The sequence below is a fragment of the uncultured Roseobacter sp. genome, from assembly GCF_947488185.1.
In the GTDB taxonomy this organism is placed as follows: Bacteria; Pseudomonadota; Alphaproteobacteria; order Rhodobacterales; family Rhodobacteraceae; genus Roseobacter.
The window spans coordinates 22,786-40,788 of the sequence record NZ_CANKYM010000007.1; the positions used below are offsets into that span (position 1 = coordinate 22,786).

22 protein-coding genes are annotated in these 18,003 nt (G+C 58.8%); 16 read left to right on the plus strand and 6 right to left on the minus strand.

The features are described from left to right. Window positions 1-15: 15 nt before the first annotated feature. The 3 genes from Q1A52_RS21140 to Q1A52_RS21150 all read right to left on the minus strand — a co-directional run bounded on the left by Q1A52_RS21140 (window position 16) and on the right by Q1A52_RS21150 (window position 1,736). Entirely contained in the window at window positions 16-471 is a 456-nt protein-coding gene (locus tag Q1A52_RS21140; RefSeq protein WP_300019758.1) for a rhodanese-like domain-containing protein, read from the minus strand. 59 nt (window positions 472-530) lie between these two features. After that, window positions 531-1,313, minus strand: coding sequence for a DsbA family protein (locus Q1A52_RS21145; RefSeq protein WP_300019759.1), 783 nt, complete (start codon window positions 1,311-1,313; stop codon window positions 531-533). Between the two features lie 84 nt (window positions 1,314-1,397). Further along, window positions 1,398-1,736, minus strand: coding sequence for a hypothetical protein (locus Q1A52_RS21150; RefSeq protein WP_300019760.1), 339 nt, complete (start codon window positions 1,734-1,736; stop codon window positions 1,398-1,400). A 182-nt stretch (window positions 1,737-1,918) separates the two neighbouring features. On the opposite strand from Q1A52_RS21150, the gene Q1A52_RS21155 reads away from it, so the two are divergent. The 4 genes from Q1A52_RS21155 (at window position 1,919) to Q1A52_RS21170 (ending at window position 8,513) form a co-directional block, all read left to right on the plus strand. Beyond that, window positions 1,919-4,342 (plus strand): efflux RND transporter periplasmic adaptor subunit, encoded by a 2,424-nt coding sequence (locus Q1A52_RS21155; RefSeq protein ID WP_300019761.1) that lies wholly within the window; start codon window positions 1,919-1,921, stop codon window positions 4,340-4,342. Beyond that, window positions 4,339-7,521 (plus strand): efflux RND transporter permease subunit, encoded by a 3,183-nt coding sequence (locus tag Q1A52_RS21160; RefSeq protein ID WP_300019762.1) that lies wholly within the window; start codon window positions 4,339-4,341, stop codon window positions 7,519-7,521. The genes Q1A52_RS21155 and Q1A52_RS21160 overlap by 4 nt, the downstream gene beginning before the upstream one ends. A 33-nt stretch (window positions 7,522-7,554) precedes the next feature. Further along, on the plus strand, window positions 7,555-7,896 hold the full coding sequence (locus tag Q1A52_RS21165) for a copper-binding protein (RefSeq protein ID WP_227364362.1): 342 nt from the start codon (window positions 7,555-7,557) through the stop codon (window positions 7,894-7,896). A gap of 101 nt (window positions 7,897-7,997) precedes the next feature. Continuing rightward, entirely contained in the window at window positions 7,998-8,513 is a 516-nt protein-coding gene (locus Q1A52_RS21170) for a disulfide bond formation protein B (RefSeq protein WP_300019763.1), read from the plus strand. On the opposite strand, the gene Q1A52_RS21175 is transcribed toward Q1A52_RS21170, so the two are convergent. Next, window positions 8,510-9,151, minus strand: a complete 642-nt coding sequence (locus Q1A52_RS21175; protein WP_300019764.1) for a hypothetical protein — start codon at window positions 9,149-9,151, stop codon at window positions 8,510-8,512. The two genes, Q1A52_RS21170 and Q1A52_RS21175, sit on opposite strands and share 4 nt — an antisense overlap. Before the next feature lie 312 nt (window positions 9,152-9,463). Here Q1A52_RS21175 and Q1A52_RS21180 point away from each other — a divergent pair, with 312 nt between their 5' ends. Beyond that, entirely contained in the window at window positions 9,464-9,676 is a 213-nt protein-coding gene (locus Q1A52_RS21180; RefSeq protein ID WP_044025801.1) for a helix-turn-helix domain-containing protein, read from the plus strand. A 33-nt stretch (window positions 9,677-9,709) separates the two neighbouring features. Next, on the plus strand, window positions 9,710-9,907 hold the full coding sequence (locus Q1A52_RS21185; protein ID WP_148264524.1) for a hypothetical protein: 198 nt from the start codon (window positions 9,710-9,712) through the stop codon (window positions 9,905-9,907). Between the two features lies 1 nt (window position 9,908). On the opposite strand, the gene Q1A52_RS21190 is transcribed toward Q1A52_RS21185, so the two are convergent. After that, window positions 9,909-10,157, minus strand: a complete 249-nt coding sequence (locus Q1A52_RS21190) for a hypothetical protein (RefSeq protein ID WP_044025800.1) — start codon at window positions 10,155-10,157, stop codon at window positions 9,909-9,911. A gap of 158 nt (window positions 10,158-10,315) precedes the next feature. On the opposite strand from Q1A52_RS21190, the gene Q1A52_RS21195 reads away from it, so the two are divergent. Further along, a complete protein-coding gene (locus tag Q1A52_RS21195) occupies window positions 10,316-10,780 on the plus strand; it encodes a helix-turn-helix domain-containing protein (RefSeq protein ID WP_300019765.1) in 465 nt (154 codons plus the stop codon). Further along, on the plus strand, window positions 10,777-11,355 hold the full coding sequence (locus tag Q1A52_RS21200; RefSeq protein ID WP_300019766.1) for a putative toxin-antitoxin system toxin component, PIN family: 579 nt from the start codon (window positions 10,777-10,779) through the stop codon (window positions 11,353-11,355). The genes Q1A52_RS21195 and Q1A52_RS21200 overlap by 4 nt, the downstream gene beginning before the upstream one ends. Window positions 11,356-11,370: 15 nt before the next feature. Here the strand turns inward: Q1A52_RS21200 and Q1A52_RS21205 are convergent, their stop codons facing one another. Next, window positions 11,371-11,949: a hypothetical protein gene (locus tag Q1A52_RS21205; RefSeq protein ID WP_300019767.1), complete on the minus strand. Its 579-nt coding sequence runs from the start codon at window positions 11,947-11,949 to the stop codon at window positions 11,371-11,373. 128 nt (window positions 11,950-12,077) lie between these two features. Here Q1A52_RS21205 and Q1A52_RS21210 point away from each other — a divergent pair, with 128 nt between their 5' ends. The 8 genes from Q1A52_RS21210 to Q1A52_RS21245 are packed head-to-tail and all read left to right on the plus strand — an operon-like array spanning window position 12,078 to window position 18,000. Next, window positions 12,078-12,434, plus strand: coding sequence for a hypothetical protein (locus Q1A52_RS21210; RefSeq protein ID WP_318527446.1), 357 nt, complete (start codon window positions 12,078-12,080; stop codon window positions 12,432-12,434). Beyond that, window positions 12,379-12,999 (plus strand): lytic transglycosylase domain-containing protein, encoded by a 621-nt coding sequence (locus Q1A52_RS21215; RefSeq protein WP_300019768.1) that lies wholly within the window; start codon window positions 12,379-12,381, stop codon window positions 12,997-12,999. The genes Q1A52_RS21210 and Q1A52_RS21215 overlap by 56 nt, the downstream gene beginning before the upstream one ends. Before the next feature lie 21 nt (window positions 13,000-13,020). Further along, window positions 13,021-13,302 (plus strand): TrbC/VirB2 family protein, encoded by a 282-nt coding sequence (locus tag Q1A52_RS21220; protein ID WP_013959853.1) that lies wholly within the window; start codon window positions 13,021-13,023, stop codon window positions 13,300-13,302. After that, complete coding sequence (locus Q1A52_RS21225) at window positions 13,302-13,580, plus strand: VirB3 family type IV secretion system protein (RefSeq protein WP_013959852.1); 279 nt, start codon at window positions 13,302-13,304, stop codon at window positions 13,578-13,580. The genes Q1A52_RS21220 and Q1A52_RS21225 overlap by 1 nt, the downstream gene beginning before the upstream one ends. Further along, entirely contained in the window at window positions 13,570-15,951 is a 2,382-nt protein-coding gene (locus tag Q1A52_RS21230) for a type IV secretion system protein B4 (protein WP_300019769.1), read from the plus strand. The genes Q1A52_RS21225 and Q1A52_RS21230 overlap by 11 nt, the downstream gene beginning before the upstream one ends. Beyond that, window positions 15,942-16,127: a hypothetical protein gene (locus tag Q1A52_RS21235; protein ID WP_300019770.1), complete on the plus strand. Its 186-nt coding sequence runs from the start codon at window positions 15,942-15,944 to the stop codon at window positions 16,125-16,127. Before Q1A52_RS21230 ends, Q1A52_RS21235 begins: the two co-directional genes overlap by 10 nt. Further along, window positions 16,124-17,230, plus strand: a complete 1,107-nt coding sequence (locus Q1A52_RS21240; RefSeq protein WP_300019771.1) for a lytic transglycosylase domain-containing protein — start codon at window positions 16,124-16,126, stop codon at window positions 17,228-17,230. The genes Q1A52_RS21235 and Q1A52_RS21240 overlap by 4 nt, the downstream gene beginning before the upstream one ends. Then, window positions 17,227-18,000 carry a type IV secretion system protein gene (locus tag Q1A52_RS21245; RefSeq protein WP_300019772.1) on the plus strand — a complete coding sequence of 258 codons (774 nt, stop codon included), beginning with the start codon at window positions 17,227-17,229 and terminating at the stop codon, window positions 17,998-18,000. The genes Q1A52_RS21240 and Q1A52_RS21245 overlap by 4 nt, the downstream gene beginning before the upstream one ends. Window positions 18,001-18,003: the final 3 nt, after the last annotated feature.

Genomic DNA, 18,003 nt, shown 5'->3' on the forward strand with positions numbered 1-18,003 from the left:
GACGCGGACCCACGATCAACGGAGAACGTCCGGCAGATTGGCCAAGGCCGCCTCCAGATCCATCACAGGCAAACCGCGTGCGATCCAGCCTGGCCCTTTCGGTGATCCCAACATACCTTCTGAGACATCGATAAAGCCCGGGTATCCCGCTCGATTTAGAGCGCTCAAGAGACGGCCACTCCGCCCTCCGGTGGCACAGATCAAGGCAATTGGTTTTTCGCCGGACAGATCGCGTGCAGCGAACAACCTCTGCTCAAACCTCGGTTCATGCATGCTGATCGGCCAGGCGTCTTTCGCCACGGCTGTGTCCCTCCACTCAACGCGTGAACGAATATCAATCAGGGAAATCTCGCCCTGCGCCAACGCGGCCGAGGCTTCGACGGCTGACCAGACTTTGCGCGTGGTGGCCGTCACAGAATAGGGGACCATGACCAACGCAGAAGCTAGTAGGATGAAGTGCCGTCTATCCATTCCGTCTCCAATTTCGATAGAAGAGTAAGGCGGAGAGAACAGCAGACAGCATAGGTTTGTCAGGCCGACACACAGGCAACGTCCCAGCCCTCCTCGCGCTCAAGGTCAATGATCCTTCGTATCATTCTGTCGCTGACCTGACCTTGGACAACTGTACGACCGATGACGAGGGCAGGCGTGCCAACAAAGGCAAAAACCTGCGCGAGAGCCGCGCTATTTTCCAGCTCGCGCGCCACTTCGGGGCTCTCCATGTCGGCGACCAATTGTTCGCCATCAACGCCCAGATCTTCAGAGAGACGGGCAAGGTATTCCGGTGTGGCTTGAAATGGCGAGGTCATCAAACGTTCCTGGAATGCGACATAGGCACCTTGACGCTTGGCGGCCAAGGCCGCCTTTGCTGCCAGATTAGAGCTGTCGCCCAGCAGAGGAAGCTCGTGCCATGCTATTGCAACCTGATCTGGCATTTTACTTGTCATATCGGCGAAGCTCTTGGTTTGTACTCTGCAAAAAGGACAATAATAGTCAGAAAATGACGCCAAAGGGATACGTGCACTGCTCATGTCGAGGTCTCCGTAGAGAGCGCCGCAAATATCTGCTGAGACTCGCTCGATAGCCGCAGCCTTCCGTGCTGCCACACCCATACTGTCCGGACTGTCCAAGCCGACGAACGCGTCAAACGTTCCGGATGTCTCACCGGCGATAAATCTCCGGAAGCCTTTCGGACGATCGAGTGCTTCAAGTTCAAGTTTTTCCGGCAGCAAAGACGGCACGGTTCGAAGCGCCGTATAGCCCGCAATGACCGCACCGATCGTCAAAAGTGTTGATCGTTTCTTGGAATCCATCTGACGCCTGATCTGACTATGCCACCTTAGGTGTCGTACTGCCACAACTTGGAAAAGGTCAACTTTACAAAATGATACAATCTTTCAGCCCCGCTCCAATTGCCGCAACTTTTGAAGAGCGCTAATTCCGCGCTTATGGTTTGGAATGCGTTCTTTTTTCTGCGATCGGCATGTCTTGCTTGTGTGTGTCTGACGATCACCGTCGTCGGAACGCAGGCAATGCCGTTTGATGGAGAGATCAGCGGCGTGGAGCGTGGCCTGCACATCGCCGCTGTCGCTTCTGCGGGAGAAGTGTCCAACCACATTCACGCGCACCCTCCCGGAAACAACGCCGCGCTGCACACGGACGCTCACGCAGGACACGGCGACGGGTGCCACACCGGTCTTTGCTGTGTCATGGACTACCAGCAACATCTGGATCATCGGTCTGAAGACATCGCTTTTGCGTCGCCAACACGGGCCGCATTCTCCAGGGCTCATGTATCGCACAAGCCCCTCGTGCCCGATCGCCCGCCCCGACACTCCTGACATCTCGGTGCCCGCATTTGCGGGCTGTTTGACCAATCGGTCGCTGCATCCAATGCAGCCGTCAGGAGACGATGTTTATGCGTGGAAGATACGCGGCACTTTCATTTCTTGCCTTGGCAGCTGGCCTTGGCGGCGGGGTTTACGTTGAGCGGTTGTACCTGAATCCAGCGGTGCAAGGCGGATCTGATGGCCCCGAAATTCTCTATTGGGTTGCGCCCATGGACCCTAATTTCCGTCAACCAGGACCGGGCAAGTCGCCCATGGGGATGGATCTTATTCCCGTCTATGACGGACAGGAGCCATCTGGTGATCCCGCCGAGGTCACACTGAACGCGGCCGAAATCAACGCAATCGGCGTGCGCACGGCGGTCGCCCGCATGACCGAGGTGCGACCTCGGATCGAGACTGTGGGTTTCGTGGGCTATGACGAGCATCTGACCAGTCACGTGCATACGCGGGTAGAAGGTTGGGTCGAACGGCTTGAGGTCCGGGCGGTCGGAGACCGCGTTTCTGGGGAGCAGGTTCTTTTCGAGCTCTTTTCTCCACTCATCGCAGCCGCGACGGGTGATCTTGTGCGCGCAGTCGAGGCCGGTGACCCCCGCATTCTGGAAGCGGCGCGCAACAAGCTGATGAGCCACGGTATGTCCGCCCGCCAGGTTGCGGAGATCGAGGCGGGCGGCGAATTGGTTCGCAACATCGAGATCGAAGCACCACAGAACGGCGTGGTCATCGCCCTGAATGCGGCCGATGGCATGTATTTGCAACCTGGAACGCTTGCCTTCTCCGTCGCTGACTTGTCGAAGGTCTGGCTCATTGTAGATGTCTTTGAACGTGATATTGCCCGGCTGTCTGAGGATATGCGGGCCATCGCTCGGTTCGAACACTTGCCAGGGCGCGTGTTTGAAGGCGACATCGACTACATCTATCCTGAACTCGATCCCCAAACACGAACGCTTCCTGTTCGACTGAGGTTTGACAATTCCGATGGCGTGCTCCGCCCCGGAATGTTCGGAAGTGTCAGTCTCACGCCCAACGAAAGCCGGACGGTCCTGACAGTGCCATCTGAGGCCGTAATACGGACAGGGTCGGCTGAGCGCGTCATCCTGAAAACAGGGGAGGGGACCTTCCGACCGAGATTGGTGACTGCCGGTCTCCGGGACAGTTTCGGAGAAGGAGGGCGGACAGAAATTCTTCAGGGCCTGGGTCCGGGTGAAGAGGTCGTTGCCTCCGCACAGTTCCTGATCGACAGCGAAAGCGCTTTGAGCGCAGGCTTCACGCGCATGGCGCCAACGGATGCCGACCCGGCGCGGGGCAGCGGTGTTCTCGTTGCTCTCGATCCTGAGAGTCGGGTGGCAACCGTGCAGCATGACGCCCTGGAAAGCCTGGACTGGCCGGCGATGACATCCGACTTCCCGGTGAGAGCCGATGTTCCCCTGGATCGGCTAAAGGAGGGGGAGGCAGTCGCGTTTCTCGTGGCCCGTGGCGCCGATGGACTCCTGAGCCTCACCGAACTTGCGCCAGATGATGGAATTGCCGGTACCGGCACTGGGATTGCACGCGCGGTGACGTCGGATGGCAAGCTAACGCTGGAGCATGGCCCGATCCCAGAGCTTGGCTGGCCCGCAATGACGATGGACCTGCCGGTGTTGGGGGTTGATCTTGAGACCGTGCCCCTCGATGCGCCGATCGAATTCGATCTCACGGCAGGTGATGGCGGCCTTTTCTCCGTAGTCGCGGTCCGCGCCGAGGGCGCCGATCCCGAAGAGGTGGAAGCGGCTGAAACAAATGCCGCGGCGCCGATCATGGTGTCCGGCACCATCGACGACCTCGATCTGCATTCCGGAACCGCAACGATCACCCACGGGCCCATGGCTGAGATCGGAATGCCAGGCATGACCATGGATTTCCCCATCGATCCGGGCTTGGACATGGCATCGCTGAAAACCGGCGTCCAAATGACCCTCACATTTGCACGGCCGGATGGCTTGAACATGATCTTGTCTGATGTCGAGCTTGAGGCAGCTGCGGCACCGCCCATCGTGGTCTCAGGCACGATCGATAGTGTCGATACAAACGCCTCAAAGGCCACGATCACCCATGGACCGATGACCGATATCGGCATGCCTGGCATGACCATGGCCTTTGATATTGATCCGTCACTCGACGCTGCCGCTTTGATGACAGATGTGGAGATGGTGCTCACTTTCGCGCGCCCGGACGGCATGAATATGGTGCTGGCGGCGGCCGAACCTGTGGCACCGCCCATGCAGGTTTCAGGCCAAATCAACTCCATCGATGCTCAATCACGGACGGCGAACATCACCCATGGGCCGATGACCGATATCGGCATGCCCGGAATGACGATGGATTTTCCCTTGGCTGAGGAGCTCGAGATTTCCCAACTCACAGTGGGAACGGACGTCACGCTCATCCTGCGGCGCAACCCGGATTTCTCGATGACATTGATCGATGTTGTCCGTGACGGGAGGGTTACCCAGTGATCCCGGCGATCATCCGCGCCTCGTTGGCCAATAGGTTTGTTATTCTGGTCCTTGCCGTCATGATGGGTGTCGCAGGCATCTGGGCCATCCGCGAGACACCGGTCGATGCGATACCGGACCTGTCCGATGTGCAGGTGATCGTCCGCACCCCTTATCCGGGGCAGGCGCCGCAAGTGGTCGAAAACCAGATCACCTATCCACTCGCCACATCGTTGCTGGCGGTACCTGGCGCACAGGATGTACGCGGCTTTTCCTTCTTTGGTGACAGTTTTGTCTATGTCGTTTTCGAAGATGGCACGGACCTGTATTGGGCAAGATCCCGCGTCCTCGAATATCTTGGGCAGATCACCGGGAGCCTGCCGGACGGAGTGTCCCCTCAGCTTGGCCCGGATGCCACCGGGGTCGGATGGATCTACCAATATGCGTTGATCGACAGAACCGGCACACACGATCTCGCGCAACTGAGAACGCTGCAGGACTGGTTTCTGAAATACGAACTGCAGGCTGTCGACGGTGTGTCTGAAGTCGCAACGATTGGCGGCATGGTCAAACAGTATCAGGTCGTCGTCGATCCGAACAAATTGCGGGCCTACGATATCACGCTGACACAACTCAGGAACGCGATTCAGGCGGCCAATCGAGAGACCGGCGGAAGCGTGATCGAGATGGGCGAAGCAGAATTCATGATCCGCTCGTCCGGATACATCGATGAGCTTTCTGATCTTTCCAGCGCCCCCCTAATGATCAACGAGCGTGGAGCTGCTCTGACCCTCGGCGACGTTGCTGACATTCGCCTAGGACCGGAATTGCGCCGCGGCGTCGGAGAGTTTGACGGGCAGGGCGATGCCGTTGGCGGCGTGGTCATCATGCGATGGGGTGGCAATGCCCTTGCGACCATCAAAGCGGTGGAGGCCCGCATCGAAGAGTTGCGGCCGAACCTGCCGGAAGGTGTCGAGATTATCACGACCTATGACCGTTCCGGCGTGATCGAACGCGCAATCGACAATCTCAAGAAGAAGCTGACGCAGGAATTCATTGTCGTCGTTCTCGTCTGTGCCGCCTTTCTGCTGCATCTGCGCTCATCACTGGTGATCCTGCTGTCGTTGCCCCTCGGCATCTTCGCTGCATTCATTCTGATGAAAGCGCAGGGCGTGAATGCGAACATCATGTCGCTTGGTGGCATCGCCATTGCCATTGGAGCCATGGTCGATGCGTCGATCGTGATGATCGAGGCGATGCACAGGCGGCTGGAGAAGGAAAAGCTGACCGCAGAAAACAGGTGGAGGATCGTGCAGGAATGCGCCTCTGAGGTCGGTCCGGCCCTCTTTTACTCCTTGGCAATCATCACGGTCAGCTTTCTGCCTGTCTTTGTGCTGGAAAATCAGGAGGGCAGGCTTTTTGCCCCGCTGGCCTATACAAAGACCTACGCGATGGCCGCCGCCGCGATCCTATCGATCACACTGGTTCCGGTCTTGATGGGATACTTTGTCCGGGGCCGGATTTTGCCCGAGCGCAAAAACCCACTGAACCGATTAGTGGTCTTCCTGTATCGTCCCTTTCTGGATGCAGCCATCGCTTGGCCGTGGGCGACAACCTTGCTTGCCGGCGCCCTCGTGGCTTCAATGTGGTATCCGTACCAACGGCTCGGGTCCGAGTTCATGCCCGAGCTGAATGAGGGCGACTTCCTCTATATGCCAAGCTTCTACCCGGGCGTGTCGATCGGTAAGGCGCGCGAGGTCCTGCAGCAGACCAATCGCCTGATCGCTACAATCCCAGAGGTTGAAACTGTGCACGGCAAAGTGGGGCGCGCAGAGACAGCGACCGATCCTGCACCACTCACGATGGTGGAAACCACGATCCAACTCAAACCAGAAGCTGAGTGGCGCCCTGGCATGACCATGGAAAACATTCGCGATGAGCTTGATCGGACTGTGCAGATCCCTGGCGTGACCAATGTCTGGATCCAGCCGATCAAGAACCGGATCGACATGCTTGCCACCGGGATACGAACGCCGGTTGGTGTCAAGATCTCGGGTGCTGATCTGAACGTCATCACAGACATCGGGATCGAAGTGGAACGGGCCGTGTCGGATATCGAGGGCACTGCCTCCGCCTATGCGGAGCGCCCGGTAGGCGGGCGTTTTATCGAAATCGACGTCAAACGCGACGCCGCAGCGCGATACATGATGAGCGTGCGGGATGTTCAGGATGTGGTCCAAACCGCCATCGGTGGGATGCAGGTATCGGAATCCGTTGAAGGGCTGGAGCGCTTTCCGATTAACCTGCGCTATCCGCAGGCGTGGCGCGATAGCCCCGAACGCCTCGAAAACTTGCCCGTTGTCACCCCATCAGGGGCTCATGTGCCGTTGACCGCCTTGGCCGATGTCCGAATTGTCGATGGTCCGGGCATGATCCGATCAGAGAACGCGCGGCGCACGGGGTTCGTGTTTATCGATATCGCAGGACGAGACCTCGGCGGATATGTCGCCGAGGCGCAGAGGGTCGTGGCCGATCAGGTGCGCCTGCCGCCCGGATTTTCTCTGACATGGTCCGGGCAGTATGAGTACATCGAGCGGATGCAGGACCGGCTGGCGATCGTCGCCCCCGCCACGCTTATGATCATCACGCTGATGTTGTTCATGGCGTTCAATAGGGTGATCGAAGTTGGCATCATTCTCGCCGCGCTTCCTGTCGCATTGGCAGGCGGTGTCTGGTTTCTGTGGTATCTCAGCTTCGACATTTCGATCGCCGTCCTTGTCGGCTTCATTGCCCTGGCCGGCGTGGCCGTCGAGACGGCCATCGTCATGCTGCTTTATCTCAATCTCGCTTGGGAAAAGCGACGCAAACTCGGTCAATCCGAAGGCCGCAAGCTGACACAAGACGATATCGAGGAGGCCGTCTTTGAGGGAGCTGTTCTTCGGGTGAGACCCAAAGTCATGACCGTGGCCACCATCTTCGCGGCGCTGATACCGATCATGTATGGCACCGGCACCGGCTCGGAGATCATGCAACGCATCGCTGCACCGATGATCGGCGGTATGGTGTCAGCGACCCTGCTGACGCTTTTTGTCATTCCTTCCATATTCGTGATTTGGAAACGGCTCGCGCTGAAACGCGTAAACCGCGAAATCACGTCCCCAATTCAGCAGCCCGTCGATGCAGCACTGCCTGCCGAATAATCGAACGCACAAACCTCAAGAATGGAGCTTCTCATGAAGATACTGACTGCAAGTCTCGCACTTCTGACCCTGTCTGCGACAGGGGCTATCGCGCAAATGAACCACAATATGGATCATTCGAACATGCCGATGTCCGCTGAACAAATGGAGGGCGCAGTTCACGCGAAGGCCGTGATCAATTCCATCGGCGACGGCACTGCAAATGTGAGCCATGACCCGATTCCCGAGATCGGCTGGCCTGCAATGACGATGGATATGACGGTTCTGGAAAACGCGCAGATGATGGGAGAGGTGACCGATGGTGACGAGGTGACCCTGATGCTCGTCAAGGGCGAGGATGGCATGTACGCAATCGGGGCCATAATGCCGAACTGATCACGAATGCGCAGTTGCCGAGAAATCGGCAACTGCGGCGCGTACTTGGAGAGTTACACCGAGTTCGACCGCCGAGCTGCGTGTAGGCGAAAGGAAAGTGAATGCCGCTGTCTTCGAAACAACTTGGTTTGATCGCTGCCGGCGGATCGGCCGTTCTTTTGCTGGCTGCCTTCTTGTTTCAGGCAGCGGGCTACGCACCATGCGCGATGTGCATTTGGCAGCGATACCCTCACGCGATCGCCATCGCAATTGGCGCGCTCCTCATGGTTGGTTTGCCCATCTTACTACTACTGATGGCAGGCGCTGCCGCAGCGTTCACGACAGCAGGCATCGGGATGTTCCACACCGGCGTCGAACGGGGTTGGTGGGAAGGTCCGACGGCGTGCACCGGCTCTGGTCTTGATATGTCGAACTTGTCCGGTGCGGACCTTCTGCCCTCTGCATCATCCGCGCCGTCAGCCTTGGTCATGTGCGACCAAGTCGCCTGGGAGTTCCTCAGCCTGTCTATGGCGAGTTGGAACGCGCTTTGGAGTTTCCTTCTTGCAGGGCTCTGGGTTCTGGCCTTTGCCAAAGCATGGCGCGCGTCGCGCTCACGTGAGAGCGCGACGGCAATCTAGCTCTGAAGACGCAGGATGACGGCGGCAATAGCCGTCAGACACACAGCGGCCGACAAAAAAGCGAGGAGAGCAACCGAAACCGCGCCCATGTTTCTTGGGAAGAGATCAACGAATGGTCTCAGGATTGCCGACTTTCCGGCTGCCGTAACATAGAGCGGCAGTGCACTTACCAAAGTGGCGTACAGGTAGACTCCGGATATGTTTTCAAAGAGTGCTGACCGCGCCAGTGTGGGCGCAACCACTGAAAGAGCCGTCGCCCGACTGCCTCCAAAAGAGCCGAACCAACTGGCGGAAAGCACGTAAATGAAGGCGTGGAGAACGAGAAAAAGAGCGACGCGAGTTATCACATCGAAGAGAATGAATACCGCCGGATCACGGCTATTGGTGTCTTTCGCATTCAACACCGCAAACAGGAAGAAGCCGACGTAGTTGACGATAAAGATGACCGGTAGCCCATTCGTCAGAACCTGTCTGAGAAATCGTGATAACGCCGGTCCACTGTCCATCAACGCAGAAGCAAATCCAGGCGCACGCATGACATAAACGAGCAAGACCGGTAGGAGCCCGATCAGACTGAAGACCAAGACGTTCATTACAAATGTCACGCCCGGCATCTTGGTTGAGAAGAACCGTTGCATGTGAGCAGGTTGGCATATGGAGAGACAGCAGTCGACTTTCCCTGCAACCCTCATTTATTTACATAATAAACCTTATCAGACTCAAATACCCGCTAGGCGCACCCCTGCCTCAGCCGCGACGATGGGCAAAACTTTGCCCAATAGGACCACTCCGCCTCGCTGCATGAAGTCACCATGCTATCTTATTCAACCAAATGGCGAGCTTGATCGACACCTTTAGAAACCGAAAATCACACAGTATCAGCCGCTTCATCGTCGAATGTATAGTATATTGCGTGGTTAAATACACCACATCATGGCCGAGCTTCGGTCATGAATCTGAAGGAACGAGTAGGTCTGAATCTTCAAGATGCCCGGCGCGCCAAGGGCATCAGCCAGGAGGAATTGGCGCATCGTGCAAGTGTGAATCGCGGCTATGTCGGCAAGATCGAAAACGCCAAGTATTCCGCTTCGCTGACAACGCTCGAAAAGATCGCCCAAGCTCTGAACATAGATCCTTCGGAACTTCTCAAACCCCGCAGCTAGGAGGCCGGACGACACCCTGCTCCGGGATGGCGGGTGGATGATCGTCCGCTCAAAGGCGTGCCCGTGCGCGAAGGCGTGGCAATCGTGAACGGGTCAGAACTTGTCGTCTGGCAAGAGCATCTCTGGAACACCGGCGACCGCACGCGGGTCTGGCTCGTAAGGCCCGAGGAGATTTGCGTAGTCAATATCATCGAACGAGATATCGATCTCGATAGATCCGGACCCGCCTAGTCTAGCGCGCCTTGTTCGATTGCGACAGAACCGTTCCTGCCAACGATTTCGTGTCACTGCTGTACTTGTCGCTTTGCAGCACCTTGGAGGCTTTGTCCTCCATCGCCGCGCCCGTCTGTTTACCAGTCCCGGACTGCGCCAGCGCCGATGCCGCCAGGCTCTTGGCGGTTGCGGAGGCGTTCGGGTCGCTTAGCGTGGCCGCTGCCTGCGATGCGACTTTGCGCGAGGTGCGTTTCGTGTTCTTGCCCATGATACTGCTCCGTAAGGCGATTCTGTTCCTGTTTTGTTTACACGCGATGGCGCGACCCGTCTATCAGAATCGTTACACTTATTTCACTTATTCCGTTTATTTCTCTTGCATGCGTGACTCCCTGGGTACATCTAAGGGGTGAACCGAGGAGAAAAACCATGGCCGATACCGCGGAAAGACCAGCCCAGAGCGGGCTCATGGAGCGCCCGCCGACCCCGGAAGAAATCGATAGTGCCGCGCATGCCGCAACGGCCATCGCCGTGGCTATGGAGCTGGACGGAGGCTTGAAAGTCTCGGGAGAAAACGGTGATCCGGTCTCCATCGCGCCAGAGGTTGGAAAACTGATTATCGAACTGCTCGGCCACGTGAGCAACGGGAATATGGTCACGCTGGTTCCGGTCGGCACCATGCTCACAACCCAACAAGCCGCCGACATGCTGAACGTGTCCCGCCCTCATCTCACGAAGTTGCTCAAGGAGGGGAAGATCCGATTTGAAGAGGTGGGCAAGCACCGGCGCGTGCCTCTGACGGCGCTCATGCAATACCGGGACGAGAAAGAGCGGCGCCAGGAGCAAGCGATGCGCGACCTTGCGCGATTGGGTCAGGAGTTCGACAACGCATGAGCTTTGTGGCCAACCCCTTCGTGGTTGTCCTCGATGCCAACGTCCTGTTTCCGTTCCGGGTTCGGGACGTCCTCTTGACGTTCACACAAGAAGGCCTGTTTCGGGCCAGGGTCACCGACGAAATCCTCGACGAATGGACACGCAATCTGATCGCGCTCAAACCACATCTCGAAGAGAGCGTTCGCCAGCAGGAAGCCGCGATCAGAGAGACCTTCGAAGAATGTTTCGTGACCGGATACCAGCCCTTGATTGCTGGTCTGGACCTGCCGGACCCGGACGACAGACACGTTCTTGCGGCAGCGATCCGATGCTCGGCACAGGTTATTGTGACAGAAAACCATCGAGACTTCCCAAGCGAAGTTCTCGACGATTATGGCGTCGAAACGCTCGGCGCGGATGACATGCTCGCCAATACCTACGACCTGTATCCATCCGGCGGCGCCCGTGCACTCCGCCGCGTGAGAAAAAGGTATGAAAACCCGCCGATGACACCGTCCGAGTTCCTGCTCGACCTGACCCGGCATGGCCTGTCGAAACTGGCGGCGCAGGCCCGTGCCGATATCGAATACCTTTAGTTGCCGAACGACGCCTCAGTATCTGACCCAATCGGTGTAATCCATGGCGCCGTCGTAATCGCCATACTCCATCATGACGGCGCGGCTATAGAAGGTCCAAAGCCCACCCAAGCCAGGTGTCGGGATGTCCTGACCGTTTTCCGACGCGAACGAAGCCGGCCAAGGCGAATGTGAGCCGTAGACGCGCACGATGTAATGACAGTTCTTGTTTTCATGATCGCAGGATCTGATGGACCAGTCCCACTGACGTGGTTCATCGCGCGGTTCATAAGATCGACCGCGCCACCAAAGCACGCGCGTTCGGCGTAGCCATTCGTAGTCCGGTGTCGAAATATCGAGAGCATCCTCTCCACCCGGTCCGCCCAAAGCAACCGGAACGGCAGCATAGGTGCAGACCCCAAAGGGTGGCCGGCTCGGCCAGGGCGTAATCCGCCGGATCATTTCGGCATAGGCGGCTGAACACACAGCACTCGACGGAAACCCCCCGGCCATACACAGCATGATGGCGCAATCCATATCGTAGGCACGGGCTTTCTGGGCATCGACCGTCAGCCCGGCTGCCAGAACCAGTGACGCAAGGCGGGTGTGTCTCATATCGGCCTCCTGGAGTGATTAGGCCAATTCTCGCTCAAAATACGTATTGCGCAATATTATATATTGCAGAGTGATGGCTTTCTGCGGAATGCTGCCGATTGTAGAAGGACTCCCAGTGGGGGAGTCCGGTGCCGATCGCAAGAGACCAAATCTTGATTACTATTGATGGGGTGAAGGACCTCATCGGGTCGGGAGTCGACTTCCGCTGTCGGTACGAGCTTGTCGAGTTCACGGACGATGGGAAGCCCCGCTATCAGTGTGTCTACCTGCGCGAAGGAGAGCCCGAGGCGATCCTGGTCTCGACACGGTTCGGACCTTACGGACCAGAACCCCGCCTCTTCAACATCTGGCCCGGCCTCTTCAAACATCACCACGAGTTCGGCGATGGTCGCACTCTGTGTTTTGACAGCGACTACTCTATCCCCTTCGATGCTCCCGGCGGAGGCGATGATCTTCGGAGCGGACGGAAGCGTCAGAACAACTGACGGCTGGACGGTTCACGGCCAGGTAGACAAGAACCCCCCGCCCACACACTCTCAGAACTTTGCGACCACGGCCCGGTCGGATGTGCTGGCGGCCATTCATGCGACAGCTTCAAGACATGAACGCAACCGAGCCCTACGAGCACTCGAGATCAGCTCCGATGACTGGCTGGCTCTATTCCGCGCCTTGATCGAAGCTGAAAGCGCTTATCGCCCTGACGCCATCAGTGACAAAGGCGCTTATGGTCTCGGCCAACTCATGGCCGCCACCGCACGCGACCTTGGCGTAGACAGAACCGATATCGCGCAGAACCTCGACGGGTCAGCACGGTACCTTTTGGCGCAGCTAGAATCCTTCAACGATGTCAATCTGGCGCTGGCCGCCTACAACGCCGGGCCGCATCGCGTCGTAGAATACGGGGGCGTGCCACCCTTCACGGAAACACGCGACTACATCGCCCGGGTGCATCGCATCCGCGCGCGCCTTTCCGGCGAAACCACGCAAGACCTGACCGGACCGACGATGCGCGACGCCACGCGTCCCGTCGTCGTGCTCGACCTGAAGTAAGACCTGAAACGAGGGAAACCGATGCGAAGATTGCCCCCAGGATACCTGCCTCCAATCATTGGCCTTCTGGCCTTATGGGCCTCCCCTGCCCTCGCCCAAGACCTCTCGCCCATCCAGACAATGCTCGAGACAATCGAAGCCGCGCTCACCGGCCCAATCGGCATCGCGGTCGCGACGCTCGCCGTCATCGGCACTGGCTTCATGTGCATGATGGGGCGGCTCAACTGGGGATGGTTCGCCTCCGTGGTGATCGGGATCGTCCTGATCTTCTCCGCGGGCACCATCGTTGACGGGTTTACCTGATGGCCATGCGATCCCCTCTCTTTCTCGGGTTGGCCCGCCCACCGAAATATCTCGGGTTGCCGGTCGGATATCTCGTCGTGCTCACGCTTGGCGTGGTCCTGCCCTTTATCTGGACGAAGTCACCGGTCTTCTTTCTGGTCGGCGCGCTCGCCTATCCTGTCCTCTGGTTTGTTGCCGACAAGGAACCGCATTTCTTCGAAGTTCTGCGCGTCTCCTACGGCACGGTGCGCGGCACGCGCAATCGAGCGCTTCACGGCGGAGACAGCTATGGCGCTTGACGGGGCAAGATACGCAAAGCCCACCCCGGCGGTCATTGAAACCAGCGGCACAGCCTTGGCACGCGAAAGCCATCTCGCCGAGCATTTGCCCTACGTCGCCTTCGCCAAACGCGACGTCATGGTCTTGCGGGAGGGCGATCTGATGGCCACCCTCCGTCTTGAGGGTCTATCAGCACCGACAACGCCGGACGTCGATCTAGATGCCATGAAACGCGCGGTCGCGGCGGTTATCGCGCAAACAGGCAATCTCTACGGCTTCTATGTCCACCGCATATTTGTTCCGCAGAACCTCACGCGGCCTCCTGTACAAGGTGACGGCTTTGCAGCCGAGATCGACCGACGCTGGCAAGCTCACATCGCGCAACTCGCGCCCAAGAAACCGCAGCTTTATCTGAGCATCTTGCGACGTCCGGAGATCGGGGCACGGGTCCCGCTGCTCAACGCCTTTGCCAAGCGAACCTGGATGAAAGACCGCGCGGCCCGCGCGCGGGAACTCGATGAAGTGGCAGGGTTTTTTGAGACTGCGCTTGGGCCTGCAAAACCTGTTCGCCTCGACAACACAACCGGCGAATGGCTCGGGTTTCTTGCGACGCTGCTCGCCGGCCAATACGCCCCGATTGCCCGACCAAACGCCCCCCTGCCCCTGGCCTACGCGCTTGGGTCCTGCCGAGCGACTTTTGACGCAGATACGGCTCGGATCACATGTGGCACGACGGGCGAGACACGGTATGGGGCCCTCTTCAGCATCAAGAGCTATCCTGCACTCACCGATGTCTCTCTGTTTGACGGTCTCGACCTTCCGCTTGATGTCGTGCTGACGAATTCCTTCACGCCGATCCCCACCAATATCATGGCGGAACGGATTCAACGGATCGTTCGGCAGATGCGTGCGGCCGATGATGCGGCAGTCTCCTTGCGGGATCAACTCATGGAAGCGGCCGATGACCAGGAAGCCGGGCGCATTGCGTTCGGCGATCATCACCTGTCCATCGCCGTCCACGCGCCCGATCAACCGACGCTCGAACAGGCCGCAGCCGAGATCAAACGTCTGGGGCAGGAAATCATGGCCGTGATCGTGCGAGAGAACATGGCTCTCAAGGCGACCTATTTTGGGCAGGCTCCCGGCAATTACGGCTACCGTGCCCGAAAGACACCGATCTCCACAATCAACTTCGCGGATTTCTCGGCGCTGCATGGATGCGTCGAAGGACGTTCGGATCGAGAGACGCCGTGGGGATCGCGCGTGACAGTCTTCCCGACGACGGGCACCTCTGCCTACGGCTTTAATTTCCACGAACCCGGGTCGCCCGAGCGCGAACCGACCGTTGGCCATACGCTTGTTCTGGGTCGCACGGGCAGCGGTAAAACCCTCACGACCGCCTTTCTCGTCGCCCAAGCACAGCGGGTCGGCGCGCGGCTGTTTTTCTTCGACAAGGATCGCGGGCTCGAGATGGCGGTGCGCGCCCTGGGCGGTCACTACAATACGATTCTTGCCGGTATCCCAACCGGCCTCAATCCGCTGCAGACAGAAACGGATGAACGCGGACGGGCCTGGCTGTCCGACTGGCTGGCGACGCTTCTGGCGCGGGCGGGCGATCTGTCCGGAGAGCAGTCTCGGCACGTTCAGAGCGCGGTGTCGCAGAATGCGGATGCCGGCCCCTTGCTGCAACGGTTTGTCTCGTTCCAGACCTTGTTCCAATCGCTAGACGATGATGGTGAGTTGCAGGCGCGTGTTGGGGAATGGGCACCGGGCGGTCGCTATGGCTGGGTCTTCGATATGCCGCAGGACAACGATGCCCTGCACATGGACGGCGATATTGTCGGTTTCGACATGACCGAGATCCTCGACATGTCGACCGAACGTATGGCCGTATTGTCCTATATCCTGCGTCGGATCGAGCGGATCGTGGAAGATCGCCGACCGACAGTGATCGTTCTCGATGAAGCCTGGAAGCTTCTCGACGATCCCTATTTCGCGGCGAGGCTCGAAAACTGGCTCGTCACCCTCCGCAAGATGAACTGCGTCGTCGTGATGATGACCCAATACCCCAGTCAATTGCGAGAGGCTCGGGTCGGCAAGACCATCATCGAGACGGTACCCACGCAGATACTCTTCCCCAACGAACGGGCGACGCCCTCCGACTACGACTTCCTGCGCGTGAACGAAAAGGAAGCCGAGCTGCTGACAAGACCCACAGCAGGTCAGCGCATCGCGCTGGTGCGATCCGCGGGCGACAGCGTCTTTGTCGATGCGGATCTCTCCGCGCTTGGACCACTTCTCACCATTTTGGGGGGAGGTCGATCCGCTGAGGCGCGGCTTGGCAACAACTGGCGCAGCTCTCCTGAATTCTGGAGGCAGCTATGCGATTAGCACTGATCCTTCTGGCAACCATACTCACCGCCTGTGAACGCTACACGGATGCCACCTCTCCGTGCTTTGACCGCGACGGCGCGCCTGCCGTGAGCAGAGCCAGTACAGAAGTTTTCTCCTTTGCGGCGCAAGGCACCAAGGACTGCGACTTCGAAGCGATCGGGCGCAGCCCATGAAACCAGCGGCCTCTCTCATTGCCATTCTGGTCTGCTCGACGCCCCTGGCCCATGCGCAAGGTGTGCCGACGCAAGACAACGCAGGCCTTGGGCAGCTTTTCACAATCCTCTCAAAACTGGGGGACGATATGGAGGCGCAGCGCGACCAACTAAACACGGGCGAAACGCTCTCATCGGTTCAATCCGATCAGCTTCGGGTGCTGGAGGCGATGTCAGCCGCACTCACCGGCCCTGGGCTCGACATTCGCGCGCTGGAAGGAAATGCGGACTTCCCTGCGGGCGATGTCTACACCGTTACCGCCGATCATCCCATGGACAGCCGCCTCTTCGGGGAGGGACGCGAGACCGTCGAGATGATGATTGTGCGGGTGGCCAATGAATATGCCGGAGCGGCCGGAGTGCGGCGGGCCGGTCTTTCGGCCACCCAGTGGCGCTGCCTTTTCCAGGCGCTGATCAAACAGGAAAGCCGGTTCAGCGTCACCGCGCAAAGCCCCGTGGGCGCCTATGGCCTGACGCAGCTCATGCCGGGAACAGCGTCTGACATGGGCGTTGATCGATACGATGTTATGGACAACCTCCGCGGCGGCGCGCGGTACATCACGACACAGCTGAACACCTTCGGAAACATCCCGCATGCACTTGCCGCCTATAACGCCGGACCTGGCCGGGTCCATGAGTATGGCGGCGTGCCACCCTTCGCCGAAACCCAGGGCTATGTTCGGAATATCTCGCGGTTCTACAACGAATACCTCGCCGTTGTCGGTGGGGCGGATGCGCTCGGCACGCTTTCACCGCCGGACATGGCGCTTGCGGAGTACAGCAGCATCTCAGAAGCCAGTGTTTACTACGCCGCCGATAGCCACGCCACGACCGAGCAAGTCATCAATAGGCTTGCCGCGATCATCCGGCAGATCGACGAGACGCCGGATACCAAGCGCGCGTTCGAGCTCAACACCTACGCCAAGGCCGAAATCGGCCGCATCCTCAACCTTCGCGTTCGTCTGATGGCTGCCAACCGTCAGCGCGAGGCAGCCCATGGCCAACATCTGGCCGCGGACCGGCTCTCTGAGCGCGACTTCATGCGCATGGGAGTCATCCGATGAAAGGAAAAGCCTTCGGCACCGCCTTCGCCACGCTTCTCGCCGTCACGCCCGCAGATCAAGCCGATGCTCAGGGTGTCCCGACATTCGACAACTCAAACCTTCGGCAATTGGTCTTGCAGCTCGAACACATGGCGGAGGATCTGAATGTCCAGCTGCAACAGCTCGCGACGATGCGGCAGGAGTTGGAAACGCAATTGAGCCAGCTTTTGAACCTCGAGGGCCAACTGGCCTCTCTCATTGATGGCAATGAATTGGGCCAACTCTTTGCGACCGTCGAGGAGTTCGAGCGGGTCCGTGGCAAGCTGACAGCACCACTCGCGACAGCTGAAGCCATTTCGAGCGGCGACTTTCTGAGCGGCTTTCGACCGGGGGCAGAGCTGGATGCTGCCGTTGAACGGGTTCTGTCCGGAAGCGGGTTCACACAAGAGCGCCTGACATCCCTGGCGACCAGCGAGGAACCCGCAGACAATCGGATCGCGACGCAAGCCGGGTCCAGCGCGATGCTGTCCGTTGCCGCTCAGGAGAGTCATGCCGAGGCTGGAGACAGCCTGGGCCGTCTGGAGACCATGGTGGGATTGATCGATGACCAAGGCGGTCTGAAAGCCGCGGTCGATCTCAACACGCGCATAACCGCCGAACTCGGCATCATCCTCACGCAGATCTGGCGTCTGGAAGCGGCCGCCGGCGTCAATGGCGGGCAGTTGGGTGTCGTTGATGCCGCGACCCTCGCCGAGGAGCGAAAATTCCGCTCCATGGAGGTGCCGCAATGATCC

What these genes read in the sequence shown, in the direction of transcription:
- Q1A52_RS21140 (WP_300019758.1), bottom strand. Translation starts at nt 471, where the DNA reads ATGGATAGACGGCACTTCATCCTACTAGCTTCTGCGTTGGTCATGGTC.
- Q1A52_RS21145 (WP_300019759.1), bottom strand. Translation starts at nt 1,313, where the DNA reads ATGGATTCCAAGAAACGATCAACACTTTTGACGATCGGTGCGGTCATT.
- Q1A52_RS21150 (WP_300019760.1), bottom strand. Translation starts at nt 1,736, where the DNA reads ATGATCCAGATGTTGCTGGTAGTCCATGACACAGCAAAGACCGGTGTG.
- Q1A52_RS21155 (WP_300019761.1), top strand. Translation starts at nt 1,919, where the DNA reads ATGCGTGGAAGATACGCGGCACTTTCATTTCTTGCCTTGGCAGCTGGC.
- Q1A52_RS21165 (WP_227364362.1), top strand. Translation starts at nt 7,555, where the DNA reads ATGAAGATACTGACTGCAAGTCTCGCACTTCTGACCCTGTCTGCGACA.
- Q1A52_RS21170 (WP_300019763.1), top strand. Translation starts at nt 7,998, where the DNA reads ATGCCGCTGTCTTCGAAACAACTTGGTTTGATCGCTGCCGGCGGATCG.
- Q1A52_RS21175 (WP_300019764.1), bottom strand. Translation starts at nt 9,151, where the DNA reads ATGCAACGGTTCTTCTCAACCAAGATGCCGGGCGTGACATTTGTAATG.
- Q1A52_RS21180 (WP_044025801.1), top strand. Translation starts at nt 9,464, where the DNA reads ATGAATCTGAAGGAACGAGTAGGTCTGAATCTTCAAGATGCCCGGCGC.
- Q1A52_RS21190 (WP_044025800.1), bottom strand. Translation starts at nt 10,157, where the DNA reads ATGGGCAAGAACACGAAACGCACCTCGCGCAAAGTCGCATCGCAGGCA.
- Q1A52_RS21195 (WP_300019765.1), top strand. Translation starts at nt 10,316, where the DNA reads ATGGCCGATACCGCGGAAAGACCAGCCCAGAGCGGGCTCATGGAGCGC.
- Q1A52_RS21200 (WP_300019766.1), top strand. Translation starts at nt 10,777, where the DNA reads ATGAGCTTTGTGGCCAACCCCTTCGTGGTTGTCCTCGATGCCAACGTC.
- Q1A52_RS21205 (WP_300019767.1), bottom strand. Translation starts at nt 11,949, where the DNA reads ATGAGACACACCCGCCTTGCGTCACTGGTTCTGGCAGCCGGGCTGACG.
- Q1A52_RS21215 (WP_300019768.1), top strand. Translation starts at nt 12,379, where the DNA reads ATGCTCCCGGCGGAGGCGATGATCTTCGGAGCGGACGGAAGCGTCAGA.
- Q1A52_RS21220 (WP_013959853.1), top strand. Translation starts at nt 13,021, where the DNA reads ATGCGAAGATTGCCCCCAGGATACCTGCCTCCAATCATTGGCCTTCTG.
- Q1A52_RS21225 (WP_013959852.1), top strand. Translation starts at nt 13,302, where the DNA reads ATGGCCATGCGATCCCCTCTCTTTCTCGGGTTGGCCCGCCCACCGAAA.
- Q1A52_RS21230 (WP_300019769.1), top strand. Translation starts at nt 13,570, where the DNA reads ATGGCGCTTGACGGGGCAAGATACGCAAAGCCCACCCCGGCGGTCATT.
- Q1A52_RS21235 (WP_300019770.1), top strand. Translation starts at nt 15,942, where the DNA reads ATGCGATTAGCACTGATCCTTCTGGCAACCATACTCACCGCCTGTGAA.
- Q1A52_RS21240 (WP_300019771.1), top strand. Translation starts at nt 16,124, where the DNA reads ATGAAACCAGCGGCCTCTCTCATTGCCATTCTGGTCTGCTCGACGCCC.
- Q1A52_RS21245 (WP_300019772.1), top strand. Translation starts at nt 17,227, where the DNA reads ATGAAAGGAAAAGCCTTCGGCACCGCCTTCGCCACGCTTCTCGCCGTC.